An 18,684-nucleotide genomic window follows, 5' to 3' on the forward strand; every position below is an offset into this window, starting at 1 on the left:
ATTTTTATAAAGTATATTTAGTTTACTTTGTTTTGCTTTTTGAAAGTTCTTCTAATACTTTTTTACCTCCTTCGTTTGTAGGATCCAATTCAACAGATTTAGAGTAGTTTGCAATAGCTAGTTTTTTATCGCCGTCGGCTAAATAAGCTTCGCCTAAACTATCGTATACATTTCCGGATTTTGGAAAAGCTTCTACGTTGATTTTAAAAACTTCGATAGCTTCTTTCTTTTTTCCTGTTTGCAGTAATTGATATCCAACTCGGTTCATATCGCCTTCTTTAATAGCATACGTTGGATCGTTTTTCAATTTTTTATAAGTATCTAAGCCCGCTGCAGTTCCTTTTGTATCAAAAACGTCTAATAAATCAAGTGCTAATGATTTTTTAGGCTGATTAAAAGGCTGACTGTATAGAATATTGCGGATTGCGTTGTTCATCTCGCCTAAGACTGTTCCGCCGGTATTGTTTAATAAAACCACTAAAATTTTATCAGAAGGAATACGCGAAATGATTGTGTTAAATCCGTTGATACCGCCGCCATGTTCGATAACTTTAATTCTGCTTTTATCTCCAATATTAATTTCTTTAACAGACCATCCATAGCCATAAGATTCCTCTCCCCATGATTTTATGTAAGGCTTAAATAAAGATTCCATTGATTTTTCTGAAAGTAGTTTATTGGTATAAAGCGCCTGATCCCAAATATATAAATCTTCTACAGTAGAGTATAAAGAACCTGCCGCATACGGAATACTCATATCGATGTATGATGCGTTACTAAAATTTTTCCCTTCTTTTTCATAACCTGCAGCTCTGTTTTTTAAAATTACATCGCTGTGATCGTAGCCGGAATTAACCATTTTTAAAGGAGTAAAAATCGTTTCCTGTAGATATTGTTCGTACGTTTTACCCGTTATTTTTTCGATAATATACCCAAGTAAAAAGTAACCTGAATTGCTGTAATTAAATTTTTCGCCAGGTTTGAATTCAAGAGGCAGTTTGTCAAACGTTTTTACAAAGTCAGCAGGGGTATACGGATTTTTTGCTTTGTCTCTTAAAAAGTTTGGAGCACTTGTATAATTCGGAATTCCTGAAGTATGGGTCAGCAGATTATGAATCGTTATTTTATCACCGTTTTCTTTTGGATAATCAGGTAAATAAGTTGTAATGGGAACATCAAGTTTAAGCTTTCCCTCTTCGGCAAGTTTTACAATTAAAAGCGCAGTAAATTGTTTACTGATAGAACCTAATCTAAATTTTGTATCGGGCTGGTTGGGAATATTCCATTCCATATTTGCCAGACCAAAACCTTTTTTTAAGATTACTTTTCCATTTTCTGCTACCAAGGCAGAACCATTAAATTGTCCGTATTCGTTATATTTGGCTAAAAGCTGTTCGATTTGTTGCGCTTTGTTTTGGGCAAAAATACCTGCAGTAAAAAGAAAAAGCATTAAGCAGAGTGCAATTGGTTTGATTGATTGTTTCATGATGAATGATTATGGTTAAATTAATGAATGATTCGTTTTCTTGATTGATGATTGAAACTTTGTAATTGATAGATATTCAATAAGTTGAATCGAAATTACGATTTTTTATTCTGAATTAAATCTATGCCGTTAAAAAGTTAGACGATTGATTTGGTTTTTGGTTTCACCAATATTCATTTTTTTTCATTTTATTTTCAATCAAGACGAATTTGAGCATAAACCAAAGCTACTTTTTATAAGGCCTATGCTCGTAACTAACAATTCGTTTTAATTTCCATTCATTTTCTTTTCTCTCCCAGATATGAATAAATTTTCCAGTTCCTTCTGGTATGCCATTACTATAAAAAGTATGTTCGCCCACTTGTACTGCGCCAAAATCACCTAACTTATCAATTACGCAGGAGTTTAATTTTCGGGTTAGTTTTTCTGGTCTTGCACATTTTGCTTCTAGTGATTTTATTTCATTCGCCTTCGATATATTTAATCCCGAACGATCATCATAAAACTCAACATCATCGGCTATTATTTTTTTAAAAGCGCCTGCATCACATTGATTAAAGGCTACATCAAAAAGCAGGCTGTCCATTTTGATGATTTCAGATTTTAGAAGGTTCATTTTTAGCACTTCACTATTAGTCTGCGCTATTGTTTCTCTTTTTAAGAACAACATAAAAAGAACGAGTATATTAAGCATATTTGACATAGCTGTGTTTTTTTAAGGTTTGCTGCTTGTTATTTCGTTTCAATATCAACTATCTTTTGTCCATTCTCACCCAGATAATGCACTACGATATTTTCGTAAACTTTATAACCGTCATCCACATTGGTAAATATTACAAGACCTTGTTTGGTTTTTGGAAGTAAAATAAAAATAGTCTGTACACCTTTATCTGCACCGCCGTGAGATAAAGCATAATTCTCATTTCCTAAATCATAAATTTCAAAGCCTAAACCAAAATATTTATTTTTTTTAGTTGAGACCTGATGGGATTTCATGTCGTCAAAAACTTTTTTACTTAAGTTGTCACCGTTTAAAACACTGCACAAAAATTTGCTGTAATCTTCAATAGTCGTTAATAAATCATCGGCAGCGTTTACCGTTTTGTTTTTTGTCGGCTCATAAGGATTTCCTTTATTGTCGAAACCATCTGCATATCTCGAAAGATCGATTTTATCATTCCATATCAATTGAGAATCGTTCATTTTTAAAGGCTCAAAAACTAATTCTGAAGCCAACTGGTCTAACGTTTTATGAAATTTTTTCTCTAATGCTTTTCGCAGATATTCAAAACCCTCACCAGAATATTGGTATTGCGTTCCCGGTTTAAATTTGAAATCTAATTTCTTAGAATCGTTAAAAGATCTCCAATTTGGGAAACCCGTTTGATGGCTCAAAACAATTCTCGTAGTCAGTAGTTTTAAATACGGATCTTTTGCAATATCCGGATCGATCCAGTATTTATAAAGCGGTTCGTCTAAATCCCATTTTCCGGCACTTACCAGTTTTAAAACCGTTATGGCAGTTACAGGTTTTGTCAATGAAGCAACATTCCAAATCGTATTGTATGGAGCAGAAACGCCTTTTTTAAGTTCACCAAAAACCTTTACCTGTTTCAGTTTTCCATCTGCGATAATTCCAATTCCTAAAGCCGGAACATTGTTTTCTTTTAGCCATTTCTCAGTTTCCTGATCGTTATCAAAAAGATTTGATTTTCCTGCCGTAGAACTTGTCATTTGGTGGTTGTAGCTTAATGACCGAGCCAGTTTCCAGTCTTTATTTTTTAATAGCCAGAGATGCGTGAATTTGGCAAAACTTCCGGGCTGTTCCGTATTATCAGCAGTACTTTCATAAAAACGATGCGTTCCCATTTGGATCGCGCCGTATAAAATACCATTTTTATACAACGGATAAATTTCGGTGCTTCCGTCAATTAATTCTCTGCGGTAATTGTACTTTCTTGTTGGAGAACAGATTCCGTTTTTCAATGTTTTTAGGAATCTTGCTTTGTCAGAGACACTGTCTTTGTCGTGATAAAATTCAAAATCTTCAGTGTAAAGATTTTCAAATTGCTTTATATCGCAGGTATTGAAGCCAATATCAAAAAGAAGACTGTCTTTTGACATAATAGTTTTGTACAAAGACGAGTTTTTAGCTTCCTGAGAAAATCCGGTGTGGATTTGAAAAAATAAAATTCCAGCTAAAAAAACTTTTAGTTGAAAAAAAGATTGATTGATTTTCATTTGTGAATGATTGATGATTGATGATCGTGCAAAAGTAACCCAATCAAAATTCACAAAATTGTACAAATGCGAAATCTTATCTTTTAAGTGAAAGAAAATATGAATCAGGATCGAATGTTTTCGGCGTAGTTTTCATCACATCTTTGTATTTTTTTATAAAATGCGACTGATCAAAGTATTTATTGTAAAGCGCAACATCGGTTAATTTTAGCTTTTCTAAATCAGCATTCACCATTTGATCGACCGCTTTTCTGAATTTTAAAATCTGAATGTATTTTTTAATTGTCAATCCGGTTGCTGTTTTAAATTTAATTTGAAGCAGTCTTTGGGATAATTTTAAATTCTTGCTGATGTCTGAAACCGAAATTTCTTCTTGATTTTTAATGATCTCACAGATTTTTTCGATTGTGTTTTTCTCTGAATGTAAATCTGATAATTCTTCAAAATAAACATTTATTGTTTGTAATAAACGTTCAATGTTTGAATCAATTTGAAGATTAAAAGGCAGTTCTTCAGGATTAATTTTGATAATCGAATCTGTAAAATTGCTTAAATCGTATTTTGGAAACATCGAAAGCGTCCAGGTATGAAGCTGAATTATAGTGACTTTGGTTTTAGGCTCAATATTAACCAAAACTTTATTGGTCATTTGCGAACAAAAATAAACACCTTCGTTCATTTCGTATTTGTTTTTACTCGTATGAACTTCTATCGCTTTTCCAGTTACAATGGCAAGGTTAAAACAGCCGTTTGGTAAAACGAGTTTATTTTTGATCATGTTTTTGCCGATGCTGTTATCCAGACACCATATTTTGTTAATGAACCTTTCAGTTTTTTGAGTTACGTAATGTTCTGAGTATAGGTTCATTTTTATGGTTTGTCTATATGATATTTTACAATCTTAAATCTAGACTAAAATAAGATTTTTTCTATTACCATATATTTAAATAAATTCCCCAAAATAATCTCGTTTTGTATTCTGCCATTCTTCCAAAATAATACTATAATAAACATCGTCTTTGCTGTTTCCTTCAGAATCAACATAATTGTTTCTAAATAAACCTTCTTTTAAAGCGCCCAAGTTCTCAATGGCACGTTGTGATTTTAAGTTTTCAAGATCAGCACTGAATTGTATTCTTTTAAATTGAATGTTTTCAAAACCAAAATTTAATAACTCATATTTACAGGCTTTATTTAAACCAGTTCCCTGAAAATCTTTTCCGTACCATGTCCAGCCAATTTCACATTTTTGGCTTGCATGATTTAAATATCCGTAACGTGTGCTTCCGGCAACTCGGTTTGCAGCTTTATCAATAATAAGAAATGGATAACAAATTCCGTTTGCTTTTTGCTGCAGCGTATTTTGAATATAATTTTCGAAATCCTGATCGTTTCGAACATACATTCCCATATATTTCCAGATTTCATCATCAAAAATAATATCCTTAAGTTCAATGTTTCTTTCATTTTCAAAAGGGATTAATAGTACTCTTTCGTTTTCTAAAATGATTTCTGATTGTAAGATTTCGCTGTTCATAATTTGATGTATATATTAAGGTAAAACCGAAACCGAAATTAATTGTTTAAAAATTTTAAATAAATTAAATAAAATAACATTTTGTTATATTTGTCAATTAACTGTGAATCCTAACAAATTTGAAAACGGTTGTGAACAGCTAAGAGCAAATAATTTACTTATTTTAAAGCTTATCTATAATTATTACTTATTTTTACGATCTTATATATTAGATTTTCCTTGATGCAAACTTCACTAAAAATTGCTGTCGTTGGTTCTGGTCTTGTAGGATCGCTGCTGGCAATTTATCTTAAAAAAGCAGGTCACACCGTTCATGTTTATGATCGCAGTCCTGATATTCGAAAAATAAATTTTTCAGGCCGTTCTATTAATCTGGCAATGTCAAACCGAGGCTGGAAAGCTCTCGATGGCGTTGGTGTTGGAGATGCAGTTCGTGAAATTGCAATTCCTATGGATAAACGCGCCATTCATTTGGTCGATAAACTTAATTTTCAGAATTACGGACAGGAAGGCGAGTCGATTTATTCTATTTCCAGAGGAACATTAAATCGCAAAATGATTGATTTAGCCGAAAATGCCGGAGCCGAATTTTATTTTGAGCAAAAAATATGGGATGTAACCCTTAGCGATGCAACTCTGCACATTGGCGAAAGCGAAAGAGGCGAGTGGGAAGAACGAAAATACGATATGGTTTTTGGAGCCGATGGAGCTTTTTCGAGAATCCGCCACAGAATGCAGCGCCAAAGCATGTTTAATTATTCTCAGGAATTTTTAAATATGGGATATAAAGAATTGAATATCCCGGCAAATACAGATAGAACACATAAATTAGATAAAAACTCTTTTCATATTTGGCCGAGAGGCGAGTACATGTTAATTGCACTTCCTAATCTTGACGGAAGTTTTACTTGTACTTTATTTATGCCTTTTGAGGGTGAAAATTCTTTTGAATCACTTACAGATCGCAAAATGGTAGAAGATTTCTTTGAGAAAAACTTCCCGGATTCGATTGAAGTAATTCCAGAACTGGCAAATGATTTCTTTAAAAATCCAACCAGTACTTTGGTAACCATGAAATGTTTTCCGTGGACTTACGAAGATAAAATTGCCTTGATTGGAGATGCCTGTCATGCTATTGTTCCGTTTTACGGCCAGGGAATGAATGCCGGTTTTGAAGATATTACGGTTTTAAACGAAATGATTGAGAAATTTGGAGACGACTGGAAAAAAATCTTTACAGAATATCAAATTTCGCGCAAACCAAACGCCGATGCCATTGCTGAACTTTCATATAGAAATTTCATGGAAATGAGTACCAAAACCGCAGATGAAAAATTCTTGCTGCAAAAGAAAATAGAAAAAGTATTCTCAGATAAACATCCAGATAAATGGATTCCGCTTTACAGTCGTGTTACCTTTAGCGACCGCCCATATGCCGAAGCTTTGGCGATTGGGGATTTCCAAAACGGCATTATGGAAGAAGTTTTAAAACTGGATAACATAGAAAATATCTGGAACACACCAGAAGTTGAAAATAAAATTCTGGAGTTACTTCAAAAATAAATCAATGTCAATTACAATATCAAAAATCAATTTTAAATTGACATTGATATTGTAATTGATTCTTGATGTTTTTATTTTTTAAAGATTTTCGTTAAAACCCCAAAAACGCCTCTTATAAAGGTAGCGCTTGTTACAACTTTTAAAACAGATTTGGTAACGACTTCTGTAGTACTTGGTCCTGCTTTTGAAGATTTTGCCGGCGCTTGTTCTTCTCTTTGCGCAGCCGCTTCATTAGCATCAGCTATTTTTTTATTTAGAATTTCAAAAGCACTTTCTCGGTCAATTTCTTCAACATATTTTTTTACCAGCTTCGATTTGTTGTTTATTTCATCGATTTCAGAAGGAGTTAAAATATCCATTCGGCTTTGCGGTGCACGCATCATCGTAGCAACAAGTGGGGTAGGAATTCCTTTTTCGTTTAGTGCTGTAACTAATGCTTCTCCAATTCCTAAACTGGTAAGCAGTTCGTCTGTTTTATAATATTGAGAAGTCGGGTAATTATCAGCAGTTTTTTTAATTGCCTGTCTGTCATTTGCAGTAAAAGCTCTAAGGGCGTGCTGAATCTTTAATCCTAATTGAGCCAAAACGCCGCTTGGCACATCCATTGGATTTTGAGTTACAAAATAAATACCAACACCTTTCGAACGAATTAATTTTACGATAGTTTCAATTTGTTCTAATAGTACTTTACTCGCTTCATTAAAAATTAAATGGGCTTCATCTATAAAGATTACCAATTCTGGCTGTTCAGCATCACCCTTTTCAGGCATTTTTTGATAGATCTCTGCTAAAAGGCTTAACATAAAAGTTGAGAACAATTTTGGTTTGTCCTGAATATCCGTCAAGCGGATGATATTTACATAACCTTTACCATTCTCATCGATTCTCATTAAATCATCAGTTTCAAAAGACAATTCGCCAAAAAACAAATCACCGCCCTGTTGTTCTAATTCAATAATCTTTCTTAGAATTGTTCCCGTAGTGGCAGTTGATATTTTGCCATAACTTGCCGCAATTTCTTCTTTTCCTTCTTCAGTAATATAATTAATGACTTTTTTGATGTCTTTTAAATCTAATAAAGGCATCTGCTTATCGTCACAATATTTAAAAATAACAGCAACAACTCCTGCCTGAGTATCGTTTAAATCTAAAATTCTTGAAAATAAAACCGGACCAAACTCTGAAACTGTTGCTCTCAGACGAACTCCGTTTTGTTTGGATAATGACATTAATTCAACCGGAAATGCAGATACACTATAAGGAAGGTTTATTTTGGCGTGGCGTTCTGTAATAAAACCTTCTTCTTTTCCTTCTTTTGCAATACCGCTGAAATCACCTTTTATATCCATCATTAAAACAGGAATTCCGGCATTCGACAACTGTTCAGAAAAAACCTGAATTGTTTTGGTTTTTCCAGTTCCGGTTGCGCCTGCTATAAGACCATGACGATTTAATGTTTTTAGAGGTATTTTTACATGTGCTTCAGCTACAGCTTCTCCATCTAAAATTGCACCGCCAAGCGTTATAGAGTCGCCTTTGGCAGAATATCCATTATTAATGTCTTGAATGAAATTGTCCTTTTTATTCATGTTTTATTTGTAATTTAGATGATTATAAGAGTTTTGCTTGTATTTTTAACAAATTTGACGTGTTTTTTTTAGTAGGAAAATGCTTTTTTTGATTGAAAAATACATAAAAAATAATTTCGCAGCTTTTTAAGAACATTTCAAAGGATTGTTTGAATATTTACTAAAACGTTGTAAATTTTTTATTATTCGCCTTGATTTTTGTTTTATCACAAAAATGATGACGGCAAATTAATGAGATATTTTTTAAATTGACGTTAAATTTCCTTCAATAAAATTAAAAAAAGTTTTTTTATTTAAACTAAACGTATAAATTTGCTACCCTACAAGTTAAATATAACTAAAAAATAAAAATTATTTAAAACTATTAAAATTTAAAAAAATGGCAAACGTTAAAGTTAAAAAAGAGAGCACTTCAAATGGGGGAGGAATGATTACAGGGATCATTATTGTAGCGTGTATCTTAGTTGGGATTGTAATTTGGAAATTCGTGATGGGTTCTCCTGCTAACTTCGAGGGAGGAAATCCAGAAACTGGTCACCCAATCAACACTTTAGGAATGGTATACAAAGGAGGATTCATTGTACCTGCATTATTAGGTATGTTTTTAATGGTTGTTGTTTTTTCTATTGAGAGATTTACAGTTATCAGCAAAGCTGCTGGAAAAGCTAACCTAGACAAATTTATGACAAGCGTTCAAGGAAGTATTAAAGAAGGAAACATCGAAGCTGCTATCGCTGCATGTGACAAACAACAAGGTTCAGTTGCAAACGCAATTAAATCTGCTTTAATTAAATACCAAGACGTTAAAAAAGAAGGATTCAACAGCGAAGAAGCTTCAGAAGTAATCCACAAAGAAATTGAAGAGGCAACTTCATTAGAAATGCCAATGTTAGAGAAAAACATGACTATCATCTCTACTTTAGTATCTTTAGGTACATTAGGAGGATTATTAGGAACTGTATCTGGTATGATTAAAGCGTTTGGTGCGTTAGCTTCTGCTGGTACTCCAGATCAGGCTGCTCTTGCAACAGGTATCTCTGAGGCACTTATCAACACTGCAACAGGTATCTCTACATCTGTATTAGCGATCATCTCTTACAACTTCTTTACTGCTAAAATTGACGATTTAACTTACTCTATCGATGAGGCTGGTACTACAATCGTGAATACTTACAGAAGATTCAGAGGAAGTTTAAGACAATAATTAATTTTTGATAAATAATTAGAAATAATTATATCAAAATAAAAAAATAAAAGATAATGGCTAAAATAAAAATGAAAAAGAAGTCAACGTCGACAGATATGACTGCGATGTGTGATGTTGCGTTCCTTTTGCTTACGTTCTTTATCTTGACCGCTACTGCTAAGGTGCCTGAGGCACTTCCTGTAGATATGCCTTCTTCTACTGTTCAAAGTAAATTACCAGATTCTGATTTGGCAATTATTACAATAGGTCAAGGAAAAGACGGGAAAAGTAAAGTGTTTTTTGATATCAAAGGAAGAGAGATTCGTAAAAAAACTCTTGAAGGAATGGGAGCAAAATTCGGTGTAACTTTTTCAGAACAGGATAAAGAAAAATTTGCTTTAATGGATGACTTCGGTGTACCAATTACAAGTTTAAAGCAAATCATCGACATGAAAGCGGCTGATAGAACTAAAGCAGAACAACCTGGAATTCCAATCGATTCTTTAGATAATCAATTAAAAGAATGGCTTTTAGTTTCAAGAAGAGCTACAATCGACCTTGATGATAAAGAATTGCAGATTGCAATAAAAGGAGATGCTAAAGAACAATATCCACAAATCAAAAAGATTATGGATATTTTACAAGATCAAAAAATCAATTCCTTTAACCTAGTTACAGGAATGAGAGGAAAAGATTTTTAATTAAAAAAAAGATACACTAAATGGCTGAATTAAATACCGGCGACGGTGGTGGCGGAAAAGGTGGCAAGGTAAGAAGCAAAAAGCAAAGTTCTAAAGTCGATTTAACGGCTATGGTGGATTTGGCATTCTTATTGATCACATTCTTTATGCTAACCACATCGTTGTCAAAACCTCAATCGATGGATTTGTCATTGCCAGATAAAGATCCTAAAAACGATGAAAAACCTGTTAAGGTTGATGAGAATCGTACTATGACGGTGATGTTAGGTGAAAATAATAAACTGACTTATTATATGGGATTATTGGAGTCTCCTATTGCAGGACCAAAAGATATCTCATACGGTAAAGATGGTATCCGTAGAGAATTGCTTAAAAGAAAAAAATCTGTTTTGGAATACTCTGCTGGTTTAGGGAAACCTAAAAACGGAATTATTGTTATTATTAAGCCAACAAAAAAATCAACTTACCGCAATTTAGTTGATATGCTGGATGAAATGGCAATTACTGGAGTAGATACTTATGCAATTGTTCCTGAATTTACACCAGAGGAGACTAAATTGATAGATAAAAAATAAGACTATCTTGTTTTAACATCCTAATAATCAAGAAAAATGAAATTAGATATTATAAAAAATCAGTGGCTTGATATCGTATTCGAAGGACGTAATAAGATATATGGAGCATACGAGCTGAGAAAATCAAACGGTAAAACTACGGTAAAAGCACTTATCTTAGGTTCTATCTTTTTTAGCTTCGCTATTGCTGCTCCTCTTATTGCGAGTTATTTGCCTGATTCTACTGAAGAAGATACAAATACAGATATTAAGATTGCAACGGTAAAATTGCCTCCTAAACCAAAAGAGGAAATTAAACCTAATCAACCGCCACCACCGCCGCCTCCACCAAAAGTGGATCAGGTGAAGTTCGTAAAACCGGTTGTTGCTAAAGCAAACGAAGTTACCGAAGATCCTCCAAAAATTGAGGAACTTAAAGATAAGAAAGTAGGTTCTGAAACTATCAAAGGAGATCCAGATGCAGTTTTAACTGTAGATGAGCCAGTAGGTAAAGGACCAGTTTCTCAGGTAGTAGAAGAAGATAACAGTGTATATAACACAGCTGGTATCGAAGTAAAACCTGATTTCCCTGGAGGTATGGATAAATTCTACAAATTCGTAGGAAACAACTATAAAACTCCAGAAGAAGAAGGTCTTAAAGGTAAAGTTTACGTTACTTTTGTAGTTGAAAAAGACGGTTCATTAACCGACATTAAAGTTTTAAGGGATATCGGTTACGGTACAGGAGCAGAAGCAATTCGTGTTCTTAAAAAATGTCCAAAATGGACTCCCGGCGAGCAAAATGGTAAAAAAGTGAGAGTACTTTACTCTTTACCTATTACTATTCAATCTGCAGAATAATGTTAAAAGATATGCTTAATAATATTCAGAAGAAATCGCTCAAAGAGCGATTTCTTCTTGTTTTAGGAATACTGTTTTTTTTAATATATCTTGTGCTGGGTTTAATGATTATGTTTTGGGAAAAACTTCCCTTAGATATGGAACCTAAATACAGATATGCCTTTGGCGGATTGCTAATCGTTTATTCGGCAATACGTTTTTTAAGATTAATTAATGCAAAAGAATAATTATGCTAAAATATAGTAAGTTTTTAGGTTTGGTTATTTTTGTTTTTTTGTTTGCCATGTGCAACCAAAAAAGTAAGAGTGAATCTAATAAAGAAACCATTTTAAAAGGGGCATTAGATGTTACAGTTGACGAAACTGTTAAACCAATCGTTGATGATCAGGTTGCTGTTTTTGAAGGAACTTATTATAGTGCAAAAATTACAGTTATACCAAAATCTGAAGCAGAGTTAATAAATGATTTATTGAATCAGAAAGCTAAAGTGGTTGTTACAGCAAGGGATTTGACTACAGAAGAAATCGCAAGATTTGAAAAAAGTAAAATAAAACCCCGCGTTACTCCTTTTGCAAAAGATGCGATTGCTTTTATTTCAAACAAAAGCAATAATGATACATTAATTGCGTTGAAAACGGTAATTGATTTCATACAGGGTAAAAAAGATACAGGAATTAAAGGTCTTGTGTTTGATAATCCAAACTCTAGTACAGTTCGATATATGAAAGAACTGGCGAAAGTTAAAGATCTTCCAACAGAAAATGTTTTCTCTTTCAAAACAAATGATGAAGTAATTAAATTTGTTTCAGAAAATAACGGAATGATTGGTGTTGTTGGAGTTAATTGGTTGTCACAGCCGTCTCCTAATATGGTTGATGTTGTGAAGAAAATTAATGTTTTAAGTGTAAAAGGACTAAATGATGATAAATACTATAGTCCTACACAAAATGACCTTGCCGAAGTAAAATATCCTTTGGCACGTGATTTGTTTATTATAAATTGCCAAGGGTATAATGGCTTAGGAATGGGATTTGGTTCATTCATAGCCGGAGACATTGGACAGAGAATAGTTTTGAAATCGGGGTTGCTGCCAGTAAGAACGCCTGGAAGAAAACTTCAAATTAGAAACAAACTTTTAAAAGATAACGAATAAATTAATTACAATAAAGATGAATAAATTTAAAATTTTTAGTCTTGCCTTAGTTGCTACAGCCTCTGTTGCAAAAGCGCAGGATATCAAAGAAGCTAAAAAGGCAATTGATGCTGAGCAATTTCAAAAAGCAAAGTCGTTGCTTAAATCAATCATCAAAGCAAAACCATCTGATGGAGAAGCTAATTTTGTTTTAGGAAACGTATATTTAAATCAAAGCGTTGTTGATTCTGCTAAGATTTATTTTTTAAATGGAATAGAAGCATCTGACAAGAAAAACTTAAACTACATTGGTTTAGGTCAGTTAGATCTAGATAATAAAAATGTTGCTGGAGCTCAGGCTAATTTTGCTTTGGCTACAAAAGATATGAAGCGTAAAGATGTAGATGAATTCATTTACATTGGTAAAGCTTACATGAACTCAGTGCATCCTGATTATAACAATGCAATCGCAAGTTTAAAGAAAGCATTAGCAATTGATCCTCAAAATGCAACAGCACTTTTAGCTATTGGAGATGCATATTATGGGGCAAACAATCAAAACGAAGCTTACAAATCTTACCGTGATGCTTTCACTGCAGATCCTACACTTTTAAGAGCAAAAATGCAATTAGGAGTTTTATTAAAAGGAGCAAAATCGTATGATGAAGCTATTAAAGCTTTCAATGAAGTAATTGCCTTAAACGCTAGTTATGGTCCAGTTTACAGAGAATTAGCTGAAACATACTACAAATGGGGAAGAAACAAACCTTCTACAGCTAAAGTTAACTTGCAAAATGCAATTACAAACTACGAAAAATACTTGAGCTTAACAGATTATTCTTTAGATTCTAAAATGCGTCACGCAGATTTCTTAATCTTGGTTAAAGATTACAAAAGCTTAGAAACTGTAGCAAACAAAATGATTGCTGAAGATAAAGTAAATCCTAGAATTTTCAGATATTTAGGATATGCTGCTTACGAAAACGGAAATGTTGATGTAGCTATTAAATCTCTTGAAGATTATATCAAAAATCCTTCTAACAAAGTGATCGGAAGTGATTATATGTACTTAGGACTTGCTAAAATTAAAAAAGGAACTAATGCTGAGGGAGCTGTAGATCAGGTTTCATTTGATGCAGGTATTGCTAATATCAAAAAAGCTGTTGAATTAGAGCCATTAGTAGTTGAAGAACTTGGAGATTATGGTAAAGAATTATTCGGTAAAAAGCAATGGGCACAAGCGGCTGCTATTTATGAATTAAGTTCATCTAATTCAGAATCAAAAAATTATTTGACTGATAATGTTTACTACGGTATTGCTCTTTATTATGCTAATTTAGATAAAAAAGCGACTTCTCCAGAAGTTGCTGCTGATTTAGCTAAAGCAGATGCTGCTTTCGACAGAGTTTTAGTAGCTTCTCCTTCTTATGATGAAGCTTACCTTTACAAAGGAAGAATAGGTAACTTATTAGAGAAAGAAGACCAGATTGTTAAAAACTACGAAACGTACGTTGCTAACATTACAGCTAAAGGTGCTGAAGAATTAGCAAAACCAGCTACAGTTAAGAAAATAGTTGAAGCATACAATAGTATTGGTGCTAGTTATGCAAATACTGATAAAGCTAAAGCAATTGAATATTTTAATAAAACTTTAGTTTTAGATCCAACAAATGCTTACGCTTCTCAATCTGTGAAAGCTTTAAAATAATATAGTTTTAAACTCATTTATATGAAACCGATAGTTCAAAGAGAACTATCGGTTTTTTTGTTACGTATTTAATTGACTATCTTTGCACATTAAATTAAAATAATGTTACCAAAAGAAATACAATTAGAAGTAAATAAAGGAGCGATGCTGCCTTTGATGGAAGAATTTTATACCATTCAGGGTGAAGGTTTTCATACCGGAACTGCTGCTTACTTCATTAGAATTGGAGGTTGTGATGTGGGGTGTCATTGGTGTGATGTGAAAGAAAGCTGGAATGCAGAACTGCATCCGCCGACTAATATCGATGTAATTGTAAATAATGCTTCAAGTTATGCTAATACAGTTGTAGTTACCGGCGGAGAACCGCTTACATGGGATATGACTTTGTTAACACAGCAGTTAAAAGATAAAAACTTAAAAGTTCATATTGAAACCTCTGGGGCTTATCCATTATCTGGAACCTGGGACTGGATTTGTCTTTCACCAAAGAAAAATAAACTTCCAACACCTGATGTCTACGCTAATGCGCATGAATTAAAAGTGATTATCTATAATAAGCATGATTTTATTTTTGCCGAAGAACAAGCAGAGCTGGTAAATGATAATGCTATTTTATTCCTTCAGCCGGAATGGAGTAAAAAAGAAGAAATGACGCCGCTGATTGTAGATTATGTTATGAATAATCCTAAATGGAGAGTTTCTCTTCAAACTCATAAATACCTGAACATTCCTTAAATCATAAAAAAACTCTCCATGTCTTGGAGAGTTTTTTTTATGTAAAAAATATACATTGTATAAAAAAGAAACATTTTAGGTTATTTCCAGTTTTTGTATTTTTTTAAATTGGTGATGTGTGCTAAATGATGATTTCCGTGCCAGGCATACATACCGATAATTTGTTTGATTCGGTATTCAGAATTATTTTCAGGATGAATAAATGATTTTTCAAGATCATTTTCTGATAGATTTTTCATTATATAAGATAATCTGAAATGTAATCCTTCCAGTAAACTCAATGTTGGAGCAATTGGCATCGATAAACTATCAGGCATTTCAGACCACAATTTTTCATCATAAGGTTTTATAATTGGATTATTTTCGGTTAAAGCCCATTTTAATCTAATGTAACAATTCATATGGCTTTCGGCGCAATGATGAATTACCTGACGTACCGTCCAGCCATCAGGACGATATGGAGTATCTAATTGTTCGTCGTTTAGATCAATTGTCTCATTTCTTAATTTTTCAGGAAGAGCCGCTATTTCTTTAATTTTATCTGAAATATATTCAGACGAATATTCATTAGGAGCATTAAACTTTCCTATTGGATATTTTAATTTTTCTAAATCTAGATTTTCCATGATTTTAATTTGTGTTAAATTGAAAGTTTAGCCAGATAATCATAATGTTCACCTTCCATAATAAGCTCACATTTCAATCCATTTGCTATGGCCGCATTTTGAAGTGTATTATAATCGAGGTATAACCAGTCAAAAGTTTCTTCTTTTTCACCTTTATAGGATATGGTAAAAGTAAGTTCTCCATAATATTCTGTTTCTGATGGAATCCATTTTCCGCCGTCTTCATCTTCATCAAACATGTAGATAATATCAGAGCTGTCAATTAAAATCTGTCCGCCTGGATTTAGAAGCGATTTCAATTTTGATAAATACTTGTTACAGTTTTCTAATTTTCCAAAAATTCCGGTTCCGTTCATTAATAAAAGAATCGTGTCAAATTTTTCGCCTTCAAAATCTAATACATTTTGAACCTGAGCATTTTTTAAACCACGAAGTCTGCAGGTTTCAATTGCTTTTCCAGAAATATCAATTGAAACAACATCTAAATTACGGTCGTTTTGTAATGATAAACTATGGCTTCCGGCGCCGCAGCCAACGTCTAAAATTTTTCCTGCGGCTAATTGTAGAGCTTTTTGTTCGATTTTTGGCATTTCATCATATGAGCGAAATAAATATTCGACACTCATTTCATCTTCTTCAGAAATTGAAGTTTCGGTAATAATATCTTCTGGAGAATTATTAGTTTGGAAATCATACATTGCTTTCCCAAAAAGATCTTTCATCGTAATTTAGTTCAAAGTTTAAGGTTTCAAGTTTAAAGTTGTTTAATTTTGCAGCTCAACTTTAAATAGTAAACTTGAAACAAATTTTAAATAACTTAAATAAGTTAGCCAAAGATAAGCATATCGAAAACAAAAAGTATTTTGATAAGCTGAAAAAGAAACAGCCAAAGAATTTAGATTATGTTATGAAGGGCCTGCATGATGCAGAATTTAAAAAAACGGATTGTTTACAATGCGCCAATTGCTGCAAAACAACTGGGCCGTTATTTACTTTGGCAGATATTGAAAGAATTTCGAAATCTTTCAGGCAAAAACCACAGCAGTTTATTGAGCAATATCTGCGTATTGATGAAGATAAGGATTATGTTTTAAAAAGTGTTCCATGCACTTTTTTAGACAGCGAGAATTATTGTATGATTTATGATGTAAGACCAAAAGCCTGCCGTGAGTTTCCGCATACAGACCGCAAAAAATTTCATCAAATTTCTGATTTGACTTTAAAGAATGTTGCCATTTGTCCGGCGGCTTATAATATAGTAGAAGAAATGAAAAAGAAACTGCCGCTTTAATCGTTTAAAGTGTAATGTTGTTCTGGAATTATATATATTACATTTTTAAATGTACTTTTGAATAAGCTGAAATACCACAAAAAATATAAATCATAATAAGAATCTTAAATTGAATTTAGAATACTTTATAGCAAAAAGACTCATCACTGCCAAAGATTACAAAAGCAGTATATCGGCACCAATTATTAAAATTGCTATTTCCGCAATTGCAATTGGTATAATTATGATGATTGTTTCTGTAGCAACCGGAATTGGGTTGCAGCAAAAAATACGCGAAAAAGTTTCAGCGTTCAACGGTCAAATTATTATTTCGAATTACGATAATAACAATTCTGAAATAACTTTAATTCCTATTTCAAAAAAACAAGACTTTTATCCCAAATTTAAATCTGTTCCAGAGGTAAATCATATTCAGGCAATCGCTAGTAAAGCAGGAATAATTAGAACTGAAAATGCTTTTGAAGGAATTGTTTTTAAAGGCGTAGGAGCAGATTACAATTGGAACAATATAAAAGAGTATTTAGTAGAAGGCAGACTGCCGGATTTTTCTAAATCACTAAATGAAGAAGTTATTATATCAAGATTTCTTGCAGACAGGCTTAATTTAAAACTAGGAGACAGTTTTAATACCTTTTTTGTAAAAGAAGAACAAGGAAAACTGCCTAATATCCGCAGATTTAAAATTGCAGGAATTTTTAGTTCGGGATTTCAGGATTTTGATGCATCATATATAATAGGAGATATTCGACACATTCAGAGAATTAATAAATGGAATGCAGATCAAATAGGAGCTTTTGAAGTTTTTGTAAAAGACTTTACTCAAATTAAAGAAACAGGAAATCATATTTACGAACAAATTCCTTCAAATCTTGACGCAAAAACAATAACAGAAAAGTACAATTATATTTTTGATTGGCTTCAGCTCTTTGATTTTAATATAGTCGTTATTCTTGGAATAATGATTTTAGTAGCTACAATTAATATGGTCGTAGCTTTGTTAGTTCTTATTTTAGAGCGAACACAAATGATAGGAATTTTAAAAGCTCTGGGTGCTGATAACTGGACAGTTCGAAAAGTCTTTTTATACAATGCATTCTATCTAATTGTTCGAGGTTTGTTTTGGGGGAATTTAATTGGAATTTCATTGCTCTTAATCCAGCAGCAATTTGGGGTCGTTCATCTTAATCCCGAAAACTACTATGTGAACCAGGCACCGGTATATTTAAACTGGACATATATAGTATTGTTGAACTTGCTGACTATAACTGTATGTTTCATCGTATTATTAATTCCTTCTTATTTAATAACAAAAATCTCTCCTGTAAAAGCAATTCGCTTCGATTGATTTTAAAATGATATGAATATTTACAACCCGACAGTTTTTGAAAACCTGTCGGGTTTGTTTTTTTTGTGTATACATATATAAGTATGGTATATGATTTTCAGGAGCTAAATCCCGCTATCCGCTTCAATC

Annotated in this window: 19 protein-coding genes; 11 read left to right on the plus strand and 8 right to left on the minus strand. The window is 32.8% G+C overall.

Annotation, left to right across the window (positions count from 1 at the left end; genetic code table 11):
- Positions 1 to 22 precede the first annotated feature (22 nt).
- From ACTJIW_RS10845 to ACTJIW_RS10865, 5 genes are all read right to left on the minus strand, one after another.
- Positions 23 to 1,486 carry a serine hydrolase gene (locus ACTJIW_RS10845; RefSeq protein WP_440716083.1) on the minus strand — a complete coding sequence of 488 codons (1,464 nt, stop codon included), beginning with the start codon at positions 1,484 to 1,486 and terminating at the stop codon, positions 23 to 25.
- A gap of 226 nt (positions 1,487 to 1,712) precedes the next feature.
- Positions 1,713 to 2,102, minus strand: a complete 390-nt coding sequence (locus tag ACTJIW_RS10850) for a nuclear transport factor 2 family protein (protein ID WP_440716082.1) — start codon at positions 2,100 to 2,102, stop codon at positions 1,713 to 1,715.
- 116 nt (positions 2,103 to 2,218) lie between these two features.
- Positions 2,219 to 3,727, minus strand: a complete 1,509-nt coding sequence (locus ACTJIW_RS10855) for a serine hydrolase (protein ID WP_440716081.1) — start codon at positions 3,725 to 3,727, stop codon at positions 2,219 to 2,221.
- Positions 3,728 to 3,803: 76 nt separating this feature from the next.
- Positions 3,804 to 4,595 carry a helix-turn-helix domain-containing protein gene (locus tag ACTJIW_RS10860; RefSeq protein ID WP_440716080.1) on the minus strand — a complete coding sequence of 264 codons (792 nt, stop codon included), beginning with the start codon at positions 4,593 to 4,595 and terminating at the stop codon, positions 3,804 to 3,806.
- 75 nt (positions 4,596 to 4,670) lie between these two features.
- A complete protein-coding gene (locus ACTJIW_RS10865) occupies positions 4,671 to 5,264 on the minus strand; it encodes a GNAT family N-acetyltransferase (RefSeq protein ID WP_440716079.1) in 594 nt (197 codons plus the stop codon).
- Positions 5,265 to 5,486: 222 nt separating this feature from the next.
- Here ACTJIW_RS10865 and ACTJIW_RS10870 point away from each other — a divergent pair, with 222 nt between their 5' ends.
- A complete protein-coding gene (locus ACTJIW_RS10870; protein ID WP_440716078.1) occupies positions 5,487 to 6,827 on the plus strand; it encodes an FAD-dependent oxidoreductase in 1,341 nt (446 codons plus the stop codon).
- A gap of 71 nt (positions 6,828 to 6,898) precedes the next feature.
- Here ACTJIW_RS10870 and ACTJIW_RS10875 read toward each other — a convergent pair whose 3' ends face one another.
- Positions 6,899 to 8,416, minus strand: coding sequence for a helicase HerA-like domain-containing protein (locus ACTJIW_RS10875; protein ID WP_012022585.1), 1,518 nt, complete (start codon positions 8,414 to 8,416; stop codon positions 6,899 to 6,901).
- Between the two features lie 379 nt (positions 8,417 to 8,795).
- On the opposite strand from ACTJIW_RS10875, the gene ACTJIW_RS10880 reads away from it, so the two are divergent.
- From ACTJIW_RS10880 to ACTJIW_RS10915, 8 genes are all read left to right on the plus strand, one after another.
- A complete protein-coding gene (locus tag ACTJIW_RS10880; RefSeq protein ID WP_012022584.1) occupies positions 8,796 to 9,620 on the plus strand; it encodes a MotA/TolQ/ExbB proton channel family protein in 825 nt (274 codons plus the stop codon).
- A 56-nt stretch (positions 9,621 to 9,676) separates the two neighbouring features.
- Entirely contained in the window at positions 9,677 to 10,303 is a 627-nt protein-coding gene (locus ACTJIW_RS10885) for an ExbD/TolR family protein (protein ID WP_012022583.1), read from the plus strand.
- A 20-nt stretch (positions 10,304 to 10,323) separates the two neighbouring features.
- Positions 10,324 to 10,878, plus strand: coding sequence for an ExbD/TolR family protein (locus tag ACTJIW_RS10890; RefSeq protein ID WP_012022582.1), 555 nt, complete (start codon positions 10,324 to 10,326; stop codon positions 10,876 to 10,878).
- 36 nt (positions 10,879 to 10,914) lie between these two features.
- Entirely contained in the window at positions 10,915 to 11,718 is an 804-nt protein-coding gene (locus ACTJIW_RS10895) for an energy transducer TonB (RefSeq protein WP_012022581.1), read from the plus strand.
- Positions 11,718 to 11,945, plus strand: coding sequence for a hypothetical protein (locus ACTJIW_RS10900; protein WP_044047430.1), 228 nt, complete (start codon positions 11,718 to 11,720; stop codon positions 11,943 to 11,945). The genes ACTJIW_RS10895 and ACTJIW_RS10900 overlap by 1 nt, the downstream gene beginning before the upstream one ends.
- Positions 11,946 to 11,947: 2 nt before the next feature.
- Positions 11,948 to 12,871 (plus strand): PstS family phosphate ABC transporter substrate-binding protein, encoded by a 924-nt coding sequence (locus ACTJIW_RS10905; RefSeq protein ID WP_012022580.1) that lies wholly within the window; start codon positions 11,948 to 11,950, stop codon positions 12,869 to 12,871.
- Between the two features lie 16 nt (positions 12,872 to 12,887).
- Complete coding sequence (locus ACTJIW_RS10910; protein WP_440716077.1) at positions 12,888 to 14,558, plus strand: tetratricopeptide repeat protein; 1,671 nt, start codon at positions 12,888 to 12,890, stop codon at positions 14,556 to 14,558.
- A 102-nt stretch (positions 14,559 to 14,660) separates the two neighbouring features.
- Positions 14,661 to 15,293 (plus strand): 7-carboxy-7-deazaguanine synthase QueE, encoded by a 633-nt coding sequence (locus ACTJIW_RS10915; RefSeq protein WP_073410564.1) that lies wholly within the window; start codon positions 14,661 to 14,663, stop codon positions 15,291 to 15,293.
- An 80-nt stretch (positions 15,294 to 15,373) separates the two neighbouring features.
- Here ACTJIW_RS10915 and ACTJIW_RS10920 read toward each other — a convergent pair whose 3' ends face one another.
- Together ACTJIW_RS10920 and ACTJIW_RS10925 are read right to left on the minus strand one after the other, a co-directional pair.
- A complete protein-coding gene (locus tag ACTJIW_RS10920; RefSeq protein ID WP_440716076.1) occupies positions 15,374 to 15,919 on the minus strand; it encodes a YfiT family bacillithiol transferase in 546 nt (181 codons plus the stop codon).
- A 14-nt stretch (positions 15,920 to 15,933) separates the two neighbouring features.
- The gene (locus ACTJIW_RS10925; protein WP_440716075.1) at positions 15,934 to 16,641 is read right to left on the minus strand and encodes a class I SAM-dependent methyltransferase; all 708 of its coding nucleotides are present in this window, start codon (positions 16,639 to 16,641) and stop codon (positions 15,934 to 15,936) included.
- A 74-nt stretch (positions 16,642 to 16,715) separates the two neighbouring features.
- On the opposite strand from ACTJIW_RS10925, the gene ACTJIW_RS10930 reads away from it, so the two are divergent.
- Positions 16,716 to 17,210 (plus strand): YkgJ family cysteine cluster protein, encoded by a 495-nt coding sequence (locus ACTJIW_RS10930; protein WP_440716074.1) that lies wholly within the window; start codon positions 16,716 to 16,718, stop codon positions 17,208 to 17,210.
- A 109-nt stretch (positions 17,211 to 17,319) separates the two neighbouring features.
- Complete coding sequence (locus ACTJIW_RS10935; RefSeq protein ID WP_121360028.1) at positions 17,320 to 18,555, plus strand: FtsX-like permease family protein; 1,236 nt, start codon at positions 17,320 to 17,322, stop codon at positions 18,553 to 18,555.
- The last annotated feature ends 129 nt before the right edge of the window (positions 18,556 to 18,684 follow it).

Origin of the sequence: Flavobacterium sp. 22659 (assembly GCF_052044235.1) — a bacterium.
GTDB lineage: Bacteria > Bacteroidota > Bacteroidia > Flavobacteriales > Flavobacteriaceae > Flavobacterium > Flavobacterium johnsoniae.

Coding starts and splice junctions, on each gene's coding strand:
- ACTJIW_RS10845 (WP_440716083.1), bottom strand. CDS start 1,486: ATGAAACAATCAATCAAACCAATTGCACTCTGCTTAATGCTTTTTCTT.
- ACTJIW_RS10850 (WP_440716082.1), bottom strand. CDS start 2,102: ATGAACCTTCTAAAATCTGAAATCATCAAAATGGACAGCCTGCTTTTT.
- ACTJIW_RS10855 (WP_440716081.1), bottom strand. CDS start 3,727: ATGAAAATCAATCAATCTTTTTTTCAACTAAAAGTTTTTTTAGCTGGA.
- ACTJIW_RS10860 (WP_440716080.1), bottom strand. CDS start 4,595: ATGAACCTATACTCAGAACATTACGTAACTCAAAAAACTGAAAGGTTC.
- ACTJIW_RS10865 (WP_440716079.1), bottom strand. CDS start 5,264: ATGAACAGCGAAATCTTACAATCAGAAATCATTTTAGAAAACGAAAGA.
- ACTJIW_RS10870 (WP_440716078.1), top strand. CDS start 5,487: ATGCAAACTTCACTAAAAATTGCTGTCGTTGGTTCTGGTCTTGTAGGA.
- ACTJIW_RS10875 (WP_012022585.1), bottom strand. CDS start 8,416: ATGAATAAAAAGGACAATTTCATTCAAGACATTAATAATGGATATTCT.
- ACTJIW_RS10880 (WP_012022584.1), top strand. CDS start 8,796: ATGGCAAACGTTAAAGTTAAAAAAGAGAGCACTTCAAATGGGGGAGGA.
- ACTJIW_RS10885 (WP_012022583.1), top strand. CDS start 9,677: ATGGCTAAAATAAAAATGAAAAAGAAGTCAACGTCGACAGATATGACT.
- ACTJIW_RS10890 (WP_012022582.1), top strand. CDS start 10,324: ATGGCTGAATTAAATACCGGCGACGGTGGTGGCGGAAAAGGTGGCAAG.
- ACTJIW_RS10895 (WP_012022581.1), top strand. CDS start 10,915: ATGAAATTAGATATTATAAAAAATCAGTGGCTTGATATCGTATTCGAA.
- ACTJIW_RS10900 (WP_044047430.1), top strand. CDS start 11,718: ATGTTAAAAGATATGCTTAATAATATTCAGAAGAAATCGCTCAAAGAG.
- ACTJIW_RS10905 (WP_012022580.1), top strand. CDS start 11,948: ATGCTAAAATATAGTAAGTTTTTAGGTTTGGTTATTTTTGTTTTTTTG.
- ACTJIW_RS10910 (WP_440716077.1), top strand. CDS start 12,888: ATGAATAAATTTAAAATTTTTAGTCTTGCCTTAGTTGCTACAGCCTCT.
- ACTJIW_RS10915 (WP_073410564.1), top strand. CDS start 14,661: ATGTTACCAAAAGAAATACAATTAGAAGTAAATAAAGGAGCGATGCTG.
- ACTJIW_RS10920 (WP_440716076.1), bottom strand. CDS start 15,919: ATGGAAAATCTAGATTTAGAAAAATTAAAATATCCAATAGGAAAGTTT.
- ACTJIW_RS10925 (WP_440716075.1), bottom strand. CDS start 16,641: ATGAAAGATCTTTTTGGGAAAGCAATGTATGATTTCCAAACTAATAAT.